Here is a 15,447-nt window from a genome sequence, read left to right on the forward strand (position 1 = left end):
GTTTCGAATATATTGAAACATTCTACAACACGATACGAATCCATAGCCATTGCGGTTATGAATCACCAAATCAATATGAGAATAATTATTATTCAAAACATTAGAATTTAAAATTTATCTATTTTATAAGTCCTTTTTCTTGACGTAGTACCAATTCTTTATAGACTTTATCAATGAATTCAGAAGTGAATCGAATTCTTTTACCGAATCTTTTGAATATTCCTGAGTCAATCAAAAATTCATCATCATACCTTTCAACCATTGAATTAGGAATTCCAAATGTTTTGTTCTTTCCTCTGGTAGGACGACCATCTCTATTAAAAATGTAGTGTATAGTATTAATAATTCTCCATCCAAGCATATTACAATCAAATCCATATAATTTGAGAACTTTTCTTATTGAAACAACAGATCGAGATTTGATCCATTCATCATATAGAATACATCTAAATTCATAAGTAAATGTAAGTCTGTTTTCTCGAATATTTTTTACATATGGTGATTTAGACAATACATCTATTTCATCTTTCGTATATCGTTTAATTTGTGACATATTCATTTTAAAACAACGAAAAAAAGATACCCACGAGCGAGTATCACAACTGTCACGTTGTTGTCCTCCTTATGGGTACCATTTTACTTACACCAAATAATGTAAGTTGATTGATTAAATCTTTTTTTAAAGACTTTGGAATAATTATTCTTTCAGAAATTGAAGAATCATGTTTATCGATAGGTTCAATAGTTTTTGAAAAATGTACATCACCCTCGGATTCTTCAATTTTATTAGGGAACAAAATATATCTGCCTTGTTGTGCAGACTGTCTTTGCGTGCAAATTGGAGCATGTATGAAAATTGGTTCTTTGCAACACCCACGTATCCAATTCTCTTTTCTTTTTTTAGAAAAATCTTTTACAAATCTCCGCTGTTCTAGAAAATATGGTTGTTCTATAACGTCATCAAGGAAATTACTTAAAGAATGAGAAGTTCCAATAGAAAATCTGTAACTATCTGCAATGGCATTGATTATAGGATAATTTGCAATATCCCTGTCATTACATTTAAAAATAATGATCTCCGCATCTGTATCACTTAAGGATTTGCACGCAAAATACAGGGCAACTAATGCATTTTCTGTAACATCTAATAAGCGAGTTGGAATACCGTAATGTTGTAGTAACGCCAATAATTCAATTGGTTCCATATCTTTCTTAAAGACATCAGGACGTGTATGTTTAGCTAACTCAATTAAATTGCGCTCTTCATCCAAAATAGAAATATTAACGGAGGATTTTCTATTTCTTGCTATGTTAGGCAAAATATCAAAATCTTTATTTTCTTGGCCACGAAATAACAAAATTTCATTTTTTATGGGATTTCTTTTGCAATTCGCATCTAATTTAGTTATTTTCTTGACGTAATCATCTAATGAATTAATTATAAGACACATGTAATTCAACTCCTGTCTTTTAATGTTTTTAATTCTTTTACTACCTCATATTTAATTCCGGTATCAATCACTTCAAAGTGTTTTCTACCACAAAGAATCTTTTTCTTCTCAGATCCCTTAAGATCATTAATATTTTCTGTACCCTTAGTTTCAGCTACAAAATACAATTTTTCTCCTTCAAACGTATTTAATACAACCGCCCAATCCGGATTATAGTTTCCGATTGGTGTATCAATCTTAAATCGACTTGGTAGTTTTGCATAAAGAAGAACATCGTCATCATTTTCTGCATCTATCGCAAATTCACGTTCAATTTCCGAATCATAGATCACATGGTCATAGATATTTTTATCAGAAGATACATCTAATACATTTCGATCTTTGTATCCATACAATTCTTCATCATTGAATATAAAATCTTGTTCATAGTAATCGTCAACCTTTTCGTATTTGATACCTTCAGTTAAATTTTCTTTCTTCACTGACAATAGTATCTTAGATACTTGTTTGATCCATTCTTCTGGATTTTCATAGAATTCTTTTAATCTGCCAGACTTAGATACAATTTCAATAATTGTCTTTCTTAATAAGTCTGTTGAGTCTTGTAATCTACGTATAAAATCCGGATATGTCATTGTATCAAATTCATATACAGCACCTAGTTCTCTTACTTGATGACCAACATCCTTTACACCTTGTTTTGTGATGTCTAAATTTGTGATTTGAGCATCAATTTTATCTGGACGAATACGAGGCATATTTTGAATTTGTTCAACAGCTTCCCTTTTAAATTTATCCATATCCATATTGATAGTATAAACAGTCTTTTGTTTAATTTTATTCCATAAAGATACAAATTCAGGAGATAATTGAACCTCTTTATTTAATTTAACAGGTATTTTAGTAGAAGCATCCTTAATTTCAATTTCTCTAGAAAGATTATCAATACGCTTCATTACTTTTGAAGTAAACGATTCATATTGTTCCGGTAACATAAACTTATCATTATGCTTATCTTGATGATATTTATTTGTTATTTTACCCTTAGAAGTCATATACTCGTTCTTTACTAAGTAATTATAAATTTCTTCAGACTGTTTCTGAGACAATTCTATCAACGTACCATTATATTGTTTTACGGCAATACCAGTAAAACTAATTGGCTCAATAACACCAAATTTAAAGTTATCATTTTCAAGTTCTTTTTGAAGCGTGCTCGCAAAGTCTTTGTAAGATTCATTCGCAATCACACTTAAAGTATTAAACTTAGAATCTAATACACGCTCACCATTTTGATTTACACAAATACGCAAACCACGGCCAATCTTCTGACGTTTTGTCATTGTGTCTTTTGTTTCTACTAAAGTACAAACCTGGAATACATTTGGGTTATCCCAACCTTCCTTTAAAGCTGAGTGAGAGAAAATAAAACGAATAGGTTCATCAAAAGATAATAAACGCTCTTTATCTTTCATAATCAATTGGTAAGTTGTTTCATCATCATTTGTTGTTCCACTTGAGTTTTTTACTCTTCCCTTACCATCCTGTGCAAAATAACCATCATGCACTTCCGTAGGATCTAAAGAAATATAATCACCATACTCTTCACGCAATTTTTTATATTTAGGAAGATTAATTAATTTTATATATTCTTCCTCGAACCAACGTTGATAATCCCCTTTTTCATCATCTCTAGAATAGTCACGGTACTTACTAACTTCATCAATAAAGAATAAACTTAGTACTTTTATACCTTGTTTAACATATGATGTTTCTTTATTTAAATGCATTTCAATTGTTTGACGAATCTGAGCACGCTTTAAAGCAGTATCATCTACATTACCGATAATTTCTCCAACATAAAGTCTTTCGCCATTTGAGAAATCAACATATTCATCGCCTGGATTACATGAAATATTATCAATAATAAAGCCATTATCCTTGTAATAATCAACTTCATTTGATAATTCCCACAAATCATCTCTTGTTTTGGCTGTAATAGTTTTCTTGTCTATTACACCCGTTTTCTTATTATTGATATAAATTTCTAAACGACAAGTAAATACTTTTTTTAAAGATACACTTACCAATCTAACATAAGGCTTCGTGCTAGCTTCATTACTTGTAATAGAAGCCACCTCAATATGCTTAACAAGATTCTCTTGATATGCATCAACTGGAGTTAAACGATACATTAAATCATACATTTCCTTATGTGTAGCTGAATAACGCAACGTACATAAAGGATTCAATGAAGCAATGGCTTCCTTAGATTTTTTAGTACCATCTACAGACTGTGGTTCATCAATAATTACAATTGGATTTGTCCCAGCAATCAAATCAATTGGTTTATTTCCATTTAATTTATCACTCGTTCTATGAATCAAGTTTGCCTTTGTTTCCTTAGAAGGATCTGTAAAGCTCTTTCTAAACGCATCAATATTAATAATCATGATTTCAATATTTGTGCTCGTCGCAAACTCTCTAATTCTTTCCAAATGATTTGAATCATAGACAAAGTAGTTATAAACAACATTGTCATACTTTTCCATAAAATGCTCTTTTGTCGCATTTAAAGAACTGTTTACACCTTCCTTAATTGCAATACTAGGAACTACAATAATAAACTTAGTAAATCCATAACGCTTATTAAGTTCTAAAATTGTTTTCGTATAAACATACGTTTTACCAGTACCCGTTTCCATTTCAATCGTAAAGTTTCTCTTCTGAAGATCCTTTGCCATTTGAATATCATTGCGCTCCTGGATATTTTGTACATTATCAAGCATAGTAAAATCATCAATAGACAACTTGTTTGAATGCCCAATAAAATAGTCTACACCCTCTGTATCAAAATTTAATTTATTGTGATTATCTACTTCAATAGTAAATAATGAATCTTTAACTTCACAACCATCAAATATATCACATATCGCATTCACTGCATCTGTTTGATATGGTTGATCAACAAACTTTAATTTCACGATTATTTACCTCCCACATTATTTGTAGTTTTCTTAGGAGCAGGAGGAGGAACAGGTCTAGCCGTTTTATTTGGGTTAATATTATTAGTTATTAATTTATTGTTATGATTTTGTTTTTCTGCCATAAGATTCTCCAATTTCTATCTCAATATATGATGTGTTTGTTAAATTTAAATATACCTGATTTATAGAATACAACTCTTGTGTTCTTTCGTCAGCATCATAAACCGTTACTTTATTCAACAACAATTCTATTTTTCCTGATTTAGACATACTATAATTTTCAACTGTACCAGCATATAATTTATTTGATTTTTCGTTTAGAACATAAACATAATTTGTAATTCCCTGGTTTTGATTATCAAAAACTTCATCCCAAACCGTGTCATGACCACTTCTTGTCGTTAATCTAATTTTACGAGCAATACAATATAACATTCCATAATTTATTAGATACACTTCACAAATACCTAAGATTATACTCGCAATAATTGATTTAAAAACACATTCGAGATCTGGTTGTAACGAGGTATCTAATAAAAATCTGAAAAGGAAATCTTGTTTTGTAAAAATTTCTAAAGGCAAATACGAAAAAAAACCATTTACTATCGTTAAAACGAAGAAACTCCTATTATCCAAATTATTACGATTTCCAAACAATTGATATATTGAAGTAGCAATAATTCCAGGTAAAAATAGAATAATTAATTTTACAGTTAATTCACTTAATTCCATACTATATACACTTAATATCTTCCACTCCTGACTTTTCAAGATTGTACACGGCATTTATTTTTGAATTATCATCCATGAATCCCGCTTCATTAAAGATAACAGTTCTAGGCGATAATTCTGCAATTGCTTTAACATCCTCAGAAGTAATGCAATCTTCTAAGCAAACAATCATATAGCGCTTTCCAACACGATACATTGTTTTACCATTCACATCTATTTCTTCAACCTGTTTATCAAACACACCATACTTAAGCATGATTTCATAAAGAATGTCTTCCTTACTTCTACCTTCCTTAAATACTTCACCCAAACGCATAGCTAATTCTTTTTCGTCAAGCTTCATGTTAGGGTCCCATTCATTTACATTTGTTGAATCCAATTTAAACACCTTAAATCCAATATCTGTTGTAAACTCTTCATCTGACCCAAACAATCCATCAGATGGATGTTCTTTCTCCCATTCAGCTTTAATTTTTTCGCCAGCACGACGAATGCGCTCTTCACCTATTTCACAAATATTCTTATATCCTGCCTTATATGCTTCAGATTTTTCATCACACAATTCAGGAAGCTGTACCATTATAAATTTACGATTACCTCCATCCTCATTATTAATTTTCATTACTGCATGCGCAGTTGAAGCAGAACCAGAAAAGAAATCCATAACAGTAAAGTTATTTTCTCGAATCATTCCAACTATTTTTGACATTAAATCCAATGGCTTTTTCCCATTTTCAAATTGAATGTCTCCTTCTTTTGTTAGATTGTTTAAATTGATATTATCCCATAAAGTACCTTGAGCATCCAATTTAAATACATTCTCATGATCTTTTATTGATACATCTTTAAACCATGCAAACAATCTTAATTTTTCTCCTTTATAAAATTGTTCATATAGCTTTCCTTTATTCTTACCAGTTTTCGGAATATATTCGATAGAATATAAACTATCTTTGTTAAGTTCATCAACTATATCTAAAACTCTAGTTCTTATTGAACTTTGAGGCATAGCGGTTGTATAAATTTCGTTAAAGTATTTATAATAAACCTCTCTCTCAGATAATGAATTCTCTTTCATCAATTGAGAAACACTAGAAAACTTTGGCTTTTTCCTTTTGTATATTGATATATCATTTCCATCTCCATCTTTTGTCGTTTTATAAAAGATTTTTTCTCCAGGATCAACCAAAACTGATGTATATTTCCAACTTATTCCATTTTCCCTATAATTATCTAATAATTCTCCAATTTCAGTTTTATTATACACTTTATCAAAAGAAGTAAATTCTAAATAATTTTTTGTATATATCAAAATATATTCAATATTCTTTTTTAATCGTTTATCTTCTCCGCCTCCACTGGCTCCAGCAATATTTTTTGTTTTTGCGGAAATTATATTCACAAAATTCGATTCTCCAAAGACTTCATCACACATTTTTTTTAAATTAACCATTTCATTATCATCAATACTAATGAATATTACGCCATCGTTTGTTAGTAAATTTTTAGCTAATAATAATCTTGAATACATCATATTTAACCAATCAGTATGAAATCTTCCGCTACTTTCAGGATTAGAAGAAGATGTTTGATTAGTTTGTTCTTTATAATTTTCTATGCTATTTCTAAAATCATCATGGTAAACAAAATCATTACCTGTATTATAAGGCGGATCAATATAAATCATTTTTATTTTTCCATAATAGGTTTTTTGAAGTTGTTTCAAAACTTCCAAATTGTCTCCTTCAATATAAATGTTTTCTGTTGTATCCCAGTTCTTTGATTTTTCTTTACATGGTCTTAATGTTGCAGATGATGGTGTTTGAGCTAATTTAATTGATTTAGCTTTACCATTCCAAGTAAATTGATACTTTTCCTTCGAATCATCTACTTCATCCCCAAGCATTGCGCGTAACATGTCAAAATTAATCTTTCCTTCTTCAATTGCTTCGGGAAATAATTCTTTTATTTTATCTATATTATTCTTTTCTAAATTTAAACTAAGACTATCTAATCTATCCATTATTATTCTCCTTCATTTTATTAAATTTTACTTTTTAAGTAGTTTACAAATGCAGAACATGATACCAACATAAATTTAGCATCTTCTTCGGTTACTTCTTTATCTTCGATTCCACCATGTCTTATTCCACTTTCATCACTTGTATATCCGTATAATGCTTGAAAACCATTTTTCATTGCACCGTGAATATATATTCCATTCTTTTCAAGTCTTCCTAACGCTTTGCCTAACTCTACTTTTTCTCCACAAATAATACAACACATAGATTCAACTGCAGTGATCGACTCTTTTATAGAATTTTTGTAATCCGGATTTTTCCTATCTGAATATAATTCTAAAGATTTTTGGATATGATCATTGACTATATTAAAATTTGAATCAATAGCTTCTTCTACCTCTTCAATTTCTTCTTTATTTGTAATATCTACTATTTGGTTATCGATAATTCGATATCCCATTTTTTCTTCTTCGAATATCTCATTTATTTCGCATTTAAAATCTATATCATAATATTCCTCTTGGAGCATAATCTCTAAAATATCAAAACATTGATTCCAAGAAGCTTTTTCCCACAATTCATTAAATTCATCAATCAAATATTCATATAAAAATTCTGCTGTATTACTAATGATATACGTATCAATTTTTATTCCAAATACATCTAATATGTTAATATATAAAGCTTTAATTTCTTTCGCATCTAAATAGTTTTGAAACATCATATTTATTAAGTTTATAACTCTATTTTTACAACTTCTGGAAATACTATTATAAATAATGGCTTTACTGGGTGTAATTCCATTTCTTACAGAAAATAACATCTAAACACCTTCTTTCAATCTTTTAACTATATTCTTTTGTTTCTGTTCTTCATCATATATCTGATCATCAATATCCATCTTCTCTGACTTCATTGAAGCTCTTTTATACTGTTCTTTTAAGTTGTTTATGTTTGCTTGTATTGCCTGGTATTTCTTGATAATTGATTTGTAATCAAGATCAACCGTTGGATATACCTTAATCAAATTCAATATTCCAATTTTATAGACTATCTGTACGATTTTTGTGTAGTAGTCTTTTAAATTTATTGCTGTTATTTGACTTAGATTTAAATAATTCATTGAATCCATACTTATCTCTTGTACAACATTATCTTCCAATACCGTTTTAGTTTGATCAATTTTACTGATTCTTTTTGGAGCCACACTAATCCATTCTTTATCCATATGTTCCATCAATAATATTGTTGGTTCCGGAAATGCAGCATGCAATTGACTTGTTAAATCCGTTAATTGATCATTCTTCTTTAATGTAATTTGCAACACATAAATAGTTTGATAACTATAATCGTCATCTCTATAAGCTCTATAATGAATTGTTTGTTCATTTAACAAGCTAACAAGATACATAGAAGCCACATGACTTTCTATCAATCTCTTATTTTCTGGTGTTGGTCGTAATTGTTCAACCAATGTTTTTACTGGCACTCTTTGCTTAGTAAGAGTTGGTATATTTAATGCTTCTATTACGCTCATGATTCCACCACCAAAAATGATACTAATTCAAAATCATTCAATCCACTAACTGTATTATCCAATAAGGTAGCCTGACCCAGCTGGAATAAAGACTGAATTCCTTTTTGCTCTACAATACCCTTAATGTCATAAACAGCTTTTTCTAATAAATCCGTATATTCAGACATGTCTGAACCATTCTTTGTTTTCTTATTAAACTTTTTAACAAGACTTTCAATCGGTTCACTCTTTGTCTGACATAACACTTTATATAGATCTAATATCTTCTTTGGATTCGTATTCTTTACATGAATCGAGCCATCTGAATTTACATACACTAAATAATAAGGATATAAAGAAGTAGCTAATTCCTGGCTATCTGTATGTTTCTTTTGTTTTAAACAATAAATAACACCTTCCACACACTCTTCTTTATTCTTATCCGGAATGTCTGTTACTGCATACACTCCAGTTGGATATTTCTCTAATACATTTGGATTTTCTTTCATAAAACGATCCAAAGACATAATATAATCATCTAATGTTAAGTCTGTGATAGAAATACCACCCTGTAAATCTTCAACATCTAACACTTCATTTTGAAGTTGTTTTAACTGATTCTTACGATATTCCAGGTTCTTACTTTCTGCTGACAATAAATCATCATCACCAGTAGCTGATAAATCCAACATAACCATTCGATTTTTAACTCTATGTTCTAGATTAATATATTCATCTAATTCCATATTTGGCCAGAAATTCACTAACTGAATCACTTTATTGATAGATCCAATACGATCAATACGACCAAATCTTTGAACAATTCTTACTGGATTCCAGTGAATATCATAGTTAATCAAATAATCACAATCCTGTAAGTTTTGTCCTTCTGAAATACAGTCTGTCGCAATTAATATATCGATTTGTTCTTTGTTTACATCCAAATGGTTGGATCTAGGTGAAAAGTGCGTTAAGATCTCTTCAAATTGATTTGAAACCGTCTTTAAATTTGTTCGAACACCACTACCACCAGTAACTAATCCACAATATAATCCATGCTCTTTTAATAGCCAATCATGAATATTGGCATATAAATATTCAGCTGTGTCTGAAAAAGAAGTAAAAATAATAATCTTCTTATTACTAGTATTAATTGGATTCTTGATCTTTTTAGAAATATGATTCTTTAAATCCAATAACTTACTGTCTTTATCCGGAGTTACATCAATCGATTGATATAGTAATTCTTCTAATATCTTACGATCTTCTGCAAGGTCTTCTCTTAGTCTTAAGGCATCTAAATCTTTTACCTTAATTTTAATCTTTCCACCAACTTCATAATCAAAATCATCATCTTCTACATCTGAAAATGTATCATTATCTAAATCATAACTTTGTCCTTTATCTAGGATATCCATCATAATTTCAATTTGTTTTAGAATTCTTTCTAAAGTCAAAGTAAATGAATTAATAGAACTCTCTAATCGCTTAAAAATATTGACTCGCATTAAATTAACAATATTCTTTTCACGATCCACCTGCTTAAACTTGCTGGCACCACCCTTTACTTCCTGATCATATAATTCTTCATAATAAGCCAGTTTACTTGGTAATACATAAAGCATTGGAGAATAAATAGATAAATGCAGTTTGGCAATCATTCCATTAACTACACTTAATGCAGGAAATTTATTGTTGATATCAATATCCGACTTAACCGAAATAGGTTTTAAACGAGTCGGAAATTCACCAATATCTTTTGTATCATAATAAGTCTGAATCTGTTTTCTACTACGAGCAATCGTTACTGTATTCAACAAATTAAAGAAATTATAATCTAACATTGGAAGAAGATTAGCCGTTGTTTGTTTTTCTTCCGGAAGCTTTGACCATTCCTTAAACTTAGCTTGCGCAACACGAAGCGTTGTTTCAATACTATTAATACCCGTCGATTCTTTAAATGCATCATCCTTATCTTCTGTAATAAACATGATCTGGTTCTTTAAATCTGCCAATCTATTATTTACCGGTGTAGCTGAAAGCATTAATACTTTTGTCTTAACACCACTCTTAATAATACGATTCATCAATTTCTGATAACGAGTCTCTTTGCCTTTTAAAGCCGTATTATTTCTAAAGTTATGTGATTCATCAATCACAACCAAATCATAGTTGCCCCAGTTGATTGTTTCTAGATTAATATCACCAGATTTCCCTTTATCACGAGATAAATCTGTGTGATTCAAAACATCATAATTAAAGCGATCCTCAGCCAAGAAGTTTGTCGTACTATTCTCTCTATATCCAGTCCAGTTACTACGTAATTTTTTAGGGCAAAGAACTAACACACGATCATTTCTTAATTCATAATATTTAATGATTGCTAAGGCTTCAAAAGTCTTACCCAAACCAACAGAATCTGCAATAATACATCCATTATATAGTTCAAGCTTTTTAATAGCTCCAACTACTGCATCATGCTGGAAATTATATAGAGCATTCCATATTTTAGTTTTATTAATACCCGTACGTTCTTTGACTCTAGCCATATCATCCATATTCAATAGCTTTTCGCCAAAAATATTATAAAGAGTTAAATAATAAAGTAATTCTGGAGAATTTTCTTTATATAAATTCGATAAATGTTTTAACAACTCATCTTTAACATCTGTCACAATATCTTCATTATTGAAAATTTGATTAATAAACATATGATATTGTTCAATCATCTGTTGATCATCACTAACCGTATTAAAATCAAAACGAATTTGATTTGTATACCCTAAACCATCCTTTGAAAAGGCTACATTATTTCCTTGTATTAAATAACTTCCATCCTTATTTTCAACCAGGATATTACTAGGTGTAACAGAACCTGATTTAACAACAGATTTGATTTCACCTTTTTCTTTAATAAAGTTATAACACTTGGAAGCAATTTGATTCTGATCCAAGTTATTCTTTAATCCAATCTCCAAATTAAACTCAGAAACATTTCTTTCTCTTTGATGCATTTGAAGCTCAAATTCTTTGACTTCTTTATCATTGGCAATAATACGCTTAATAAAAGTAGGCTCATTAAATAAAAACTTAAACTTACCACTCTTCTCTAATACTTTTCTAAGCTCCTCAAAAGCATAAATAGTAAAGATAGGTGACGAAATTGTTATTACAGAACCCTCTTTTGTATTCTCTTTAACATACTCTCCCACAGCACCAATTTTATTATTATCTAAAACAACCGTCATATAACCACCCTAGTATAAAATATAGAATAAATAACAACTTAATTTTATCACAAAAAGACAGATTCTAATTAAAAACCTGCCTCTATATGTTAATCATTTGTTACAGACTAAAGTACTCCTTCACAATATCATCTAACTGCTTACTTATATCTTTAAATGGTTTATTTAAATCCAATGTCTTAATCGATATTGGATTACCATGCATTTGATACGTTTGATCTGGTTGTATTTCTTCATTCGTTCTTGCATACAATAACATACCTGCAACTCTATGCTTTTCATCCTTGAATGTATATTCTTTATTCTTCACATAAGTAAATATTTGATACAAGTTATTTGAATGAATTGTATTCTTATCAAATTGCGATTGTGTTGTATGACTATAATACTTGGCATCAATGATCAATACGTCATTTCCTTTTTGAAGATGAATATCTGTCTGCATGACTGGAAGCATTTTAGTAAAATCATCATCTACTGCCCAAGGAATTTGAGAAGCTGATACATTTAATTTTGGATAATGCCTTCTATAGTATTCCAAAATGAACTTTTCATACAAACTACACATGTGTTGTTCATCAATAAATGTAGCTAGTTTATATTCACCTGATTTAGTAGTCATCAACATTCCATCAATGATCAACCTACAAATATGTATCAACATATAATAGGTTTGATTATTTCTATGAAAACGAACTCTTGACCAACGAACTTGTTTAGGATCAATTAAATCCACATTTGAAAAACACAATAATTCCTTTTTTAAAGACTGTTTATATTCTCTTTTTACCTTACCACTTCTAAGCAACAATGTTGCCGTTGATTTAATAATTTGATTCAATAAAACATTCTCGCTCAATTCATCATACTCACAAGTTAAAACCTGCCTATGCATAGAAGCATTTCTCATACTTTGTTGAATATCAATTTTTCCACGAAGTACTTTTAAATCATCTTTTCGATCCATATATTCCTTATACAAGCCTTGTTTTAACTGAGTGGCAATCCCTTTAGAAAGAATCATCGCAAATAAATCATAGATTTCATCAAAAGATTCAACTGATACATTTCTATAACCATCCTGCCTCAAGCTTTGGAAAGCATAAGACAACATATAATAAATATTATGAATAAAGATGTTTTTATCCTGTGTCATTTAAATACTCCATGAAGATTATTTTCCCAACGCTCTACTTTACTAGGCTCATCAAACCAATATTCGTTCAACATTGGAAGAATATCAAAATCGACAATATCCAATAAAACTTCATTCGTACAAGTATCTAGTTTACAAAAATAACTATGACCAATACAGAAACCACTACCCAAAGAATCATCCTTAAGAATTTCATCATTCAAATCTTTAACTCTATCAATTAATTTATCAAATACAGGACTATTCAATTTCTGTTGATACTTCTTGAATCCATCCGTATCAAAACCTGGTTCCATAGTAAAGAAACTAAAACGTCTTCTTAACGCATAATCAATCAAAGCTAAACTTCGATCTGCCGTATTCATCATTCCAATAATATGAAGGTTTTGTGGTACTGAAAAATCCAATCCATTATATGCCAACTTAATTTTATTATCACGATAATCCGGCTCAATCAACATCAATAATTCCCCAAAAATCTTACTCATATTACCACGATTGATTTCATCAATAATGAAGAAATAATCTTTATCCGGATGATTTGAAGCCTTTTGACAAAATTGATAGAAAATACCATACTTCATTTCAAAACCATTCCCGCAAGGCTTATATCCAAGCATAAAATCTTCATACGAATAATTCTGATGAAATTGGACAAATTCAATACGATCATCATCCTTTTCTTCCATGATAGAATAAGCCAATCGCTTCGCTGCAAACGTCTTGCCAACACCCGGAGGTCCCTGTATTATAATATTCTTTTTCTTCTTAATCACAGACACAAAACGATCATACTTAGTATCCGTTACATAAACATCATTCAAAAAATCTTCCTTTGTATATTTATTTACAACCTTATTTGTCTGAACCGGATTCTCTTCACGAATCAAATCAAGAATTTGTTCATATTCATTCTTAGTCAATTTAAACAAACTACCCTGAGAACAAACAAAGAATTCCATATTTCCTAATCCAGGACATGCTTTTAACAGGGCAAAATCAATAGGTGAAGATAAAGACTCTACCTTTTTAAAATAAATTCTTTCTTTATCCTGCTCTTTAGTTACCTCTAAAATTGCAACCACTTGTTTAATTGGAGTTGATTCATAACCAATAATTACATCTCCAACCTTCGCATCCAAAAAGTTTTGGAACACACGACGCTTATTTCCATTATCGTTATATAAAGTATAGCTCTGTTCTTTACCAACAGGCATACTCGACATACTCCAAATCTTTGGATTCGCACTTAAAAACCAATAATGTGGTTCAGTTGAAGAATAATTTTCAGTTTCTTCTTTAACACTCAAAGATGCTTTTTCCTCTTCATTCTTAGCAGCTTTTTGTCTTTGATTTACAAAATAACCAAAATCAATTGCTAATGTCTTACATTTAGGATCATCATAACAATCATCTTCTAGTTTGCTTTGCACAATTTGTTTTAATTCCTCGTCCTTACATAATTCCTTACTAAGTTCATCATATAATCTAATAAAATTTTCTACGTTGTTTTGATAATCCCCAGCCTTGAAGACATAGCTCGTCTTTAATTCTTTTGACAATGACTTTGCCTCTTCAAATTTATAAATATAATACTTATCTGGATAACGCAACCATAAATATGTTGTTATAGTATTTTCAGTTTGGAAATCACTCTTACCAGGATCCCAATATTTATTTACTAATTGTTTTGATTGAACTTTAAAAGAAACGATTCGATCACATAAATCTTTATTCTCATCAAATAAATTCTTAAACATTTGTCGCACTGTTTCAGGTTCTTTCTCTGCAAATTCCTTTATCATTTTTCCTGGGAAATAATGAGTAGAAGCCAATAAATTAAATGTTTTATCCAAAGAATTCTTTAACATTGTACAAAAGTCAACGGCTTCTATATCCCAATGATCTTGAAACCCCTTGATAGCTTGCCACTTGAATTTTTCATCATCCCATCGACCCCTTTTAACTCACTCTTATATTCTTCAAATAATTCTTGAAATCTATTATTATCAATCATAATTTTGTACTCCTTATATCAAAATCCATTATTGCCTCATGATACTCTTCTACACTACTATAGTCACAAGGATCAATGTTTGTGTATTCATTATTTGGATCATACTTGTTTTTCCAAGCCCGCTTTAAAGCCTTAATATAATACTCCTCATACTCAAATCACATGGATTTACATCAAACTCACTATCACAATTGGTACTACGTCAAGAAAAAGGACTCATAAAATAGATAAATTTTAAATTCTAATGTTTTGAATAATAATTATTCTCATATTGATTTGGTGATTCATAACCGCAATGGCTATGGATTCGTATCGTGTT

At 30.0% G+C, this 15,447-nt stretch carries 13 protein-coding genes; 1 reads left to right on the forward strand and 12 read right to left on the reverse strand.

The genetic code is table 11. The features are described 5' to 3' along the window. Positions 1 to 11 precede the first annotated feature (11 nt). Positions 12 to 104 carry a hypothetical protein gene (locus FYJ55_RS11490; protein ID WP_407651052.1) on the forward strand — a complete coding sequence of 31 codons (93 nt, stop codon included), beginning with the start codon at positions 12 to 14 and terminating at the stop codon, positions 102 to 104. 14 nt (positions 105 to 118) lie between these two features. Here FYJ55_RS11490 and FYJ55_RS08355 read toward each other — a convergent pair whose 3' ends face one another. The 12 genes from FYJ55_RS08355 to FYJ55_RS11335 form a co-directional block, all read right to left on the reverse strand. After that, positions 119 to 559 carry a hypothetical protein gene (locus FYJ55_RS08355; RefSeq protein ID WP_195836704.1) on the reverse strand — a complete coding sequence of 147 codons (441 nt, stop codon included), beginning with the start codon at positions 557 to 559 and terminating at the stop codon, positions 119 to 121. 46 nt (positions 560 to 605) lie between these two features. Beyond that, positions 606 to 1,451, reverse strand: a complete 846-nt coding sequence (locus tag FYJ55_RS08360; RefSeq protein WP_154556443.1) for an FRG domain-containing protein — start codon at positions 1,449 to 1,451, stop codon at positions 606 to 608. A gap of 5 nt (positions 1,452 to 1,456) precedes the next feature. After that, positions 1,457 to 4,435: a restriction endonuclease gene (locus tag FYJ55_RS11420; protein WP_326831861.1), complete on the reverse strand. Its 2,979-nt coding sequence runs from the start codon at positions 4,433 to 4,435 to the stop codon at positions 1,457 to 1,459. A 2-nt stretch (positions 4,436 to 4,437) separates the two neighbouring features. Beyond that, positions 4,438 to 4,560, reverse strand: coding sequence for a hypothetical protein (locus FYJ55_RS11330; protein ID WP_268234149.1), 123 nt, complete (start codon positions 4,558 to 4,560; stop codon positions 4,438 to 4,440). Beyond that, positions 4,538 to 5,170, reverse strand: a complete 633-nt coding sequence (locus FYJ55_RS08370; RefSeq protein WP_154556444.1) for a DUF6338 family protein — start codon at positions 5,168 to 5,170, stop codon at positions 4,538 to 4,540. Before FYJ55_RS08370 ends, FYJ55_RS11330 begins: the two co-directional genes overlap by 23 nt. Before the next feature lies 1 nt (position 5,171). After that, on the reverse strand, positions 5,172 to 7,193 hold the full coding sequence (locus tag FYJ55_RS08375) for a site-specific DNA-methyltransferase (RefSeq protein ID WP_154556445.1): 2,022 nt from the start codon (positions 7,191 to 7,193) through the stop codon (positions 5,172 to 5,174). A 20-nt stretch (positions 7,194 to 7,213) separates the two neighbouring features. Next, the gene (locus FYJ55_RS08380) at positions 7,214 to 8,014 is read right to left on the reverse strand and encodes an AbiJ-NTD4 domain-containing protein (RefSeq protein ID WP_154556446.1); all 801 of its coding nucleotides are present in this window, start codon (positions 8,012 to 8,014) and stop codon (positions 7,214 to 7,216) included. Then, a complete protein-coding gene (locus FYJ55_RS08385) occupies positions 8,015 to 8,728 on the reverse strand; it encodes a DUF4391 domain-containing protein (protein WP_154556447.1) in 714 nt (237 codons plus the stop codon). Continuing rightward, the gene (locus FYJ55_RS08390; protein WP_154556448.1) at positions 8,725 to 11,955 is read right to left on the reverse strand and encodes a helicase-related protein; all 3,231 of its coding nucleotides are present in this window, start codon (positions 11,953 to 11,955) and stop codon (positions 8,725 to 8,727) included. Before FYJ55_RS08390 ends, FYJ55_RS08385 begins: the two co-directional genes overlap by 4 nt. Positions 11,956 to 12,055: 100 nt before the next feature. Continuing rightward, the gene (mcrC, locus tag FYJ55_RS08395) at positions 12,056 to 13,111 is read right to left on the reverse strand and encodes a 5-methylcytosine-specific restriction endonuclease system specificity protein McrC (RefSeq protein WP_154556449.1); all 1,056 of its coding nucleotides are present in this window, start codon (positions 13,109 to 13,111) and stop codon (positions 12,056 to 12,058) included. Then, positions 13,108 to 14,982 carry an AAA family ATPase gene (locus FYJ55_RS08400; protein ID WP_229771140.1) on the reverse strand — a complete coding sequence of 625 codons (1,875 nt, stop codon included), beginning with the start codon at positions 14,980 to 14,982 and terminating at the stop codon, positions 13,108 to 13,110. The genes mcrC and FYJ55_RS08400 overlap by 4 nt, the downstream gene beginning before the upstream one ends. A gap of 20 nt (positions 14,983 to 15,002) precedes the next feature. Continuing rightward, positions 15,003 to 15,128: a hypothetical protein gene (locus FYJ55_RS11335; RefSeq protein ID WP_268234150.1), complete on the reverse strand. Its 126-nt coding sequence runs from the start codon at positions 15,126 to 15,128 to the stop codon at positions 15,003 to 15,005. Positions 15,129 to 15,447: the final 319 nt, after the last annotated feature.

The organism is Holdemanella porci (assembly GCF_009696075.1).
GTDB lineage: Bacteria > Bacillota_I > Bacilli_A > Erysipelotrichales > Erysipelotrichaceae > Holdemanella > Holdemanella porci.

Excerpts from the sequence above, each read along its gene's own strand:
- FYJ55_RS08375 (WP_154556445.1), bottom strand. The coding sequence starts at position 7,193 with ATGGATAGATTAGATAGTCTTAGTTTAAATTTAGAAAAGAATAATATA.
- FYJ55_RS08360 (WP_154556443.1), bottom strand. The coding sequence starts at position 1,451 with ATGTGTCTTATAATTAATTCATTAGATGATTACGTCAAGAAAATAACT.
- FYJ55_RS08390 (WP_154556448.1), bottom strand. The coding sequence starts at position 11,955 with ATGACGGTTGTTTTAGATAATAATAAAATTGGTGCTGTGGGAGAGTAT.
- FYJ55_RS11330 (WP_268234149.1), bottom strand. The coding sequence starts at position 4,560 with ATGGCAGAAAAACAAAATCATAACAATAAATTAATAACTAATAATATT.
- FYJ55_RS08400 (WP_229771140.1), bottom strand. The coding sequence starts at position 14,982 with ATGTTAAAGAATTCTTTGGATAAAACATTTAATTTATTGGCTTCTACT.
- FYJ55_RS08380 (WP_154556446.1), bottom strand. The coding sequence starts at position 8,014 with ATGTTATTTTCTGTAAGAAATGGAATTACACCCAGTAAAGCCATTATT.
- FYJ55_RS11335 (WP_268234150.1), bottom strand. The coding sequence starts at position 15,128 with ATGATTGATAATAATAGATTTCAAGAATTATTTGAAGAATATAAGAGT.
- mcrC (WP_154556449.1), bottom strand. The coding sequence starts at position 13,111 with ATGACACAGGATAAAAACATCTTTATTCATAATATTTATTATATGTTG.
- FYJ55_RS08385 (WP_154556447.1), bottom strand. The coding sequence starts at position 8,728 with ATGAGCGTAATAGAAGCATTAAATATACCAACTCTTACTAAGCAAAGA.
- FYJ55_RS08355 (WP_195836704.1), bottom strand. The coding sequence starts at position 559 with ATGAATATGTCACAAATTAAACGATATACGAAAGATGAAATAGATGTA.
- FYJ55_RS08370 (WP_154556444.1), bottom strand. The coding sequence starts at position 5,170 with ATGGAATTAAGTGAATTAACTGTAAAATTAATTATTCTATTTTTACCT.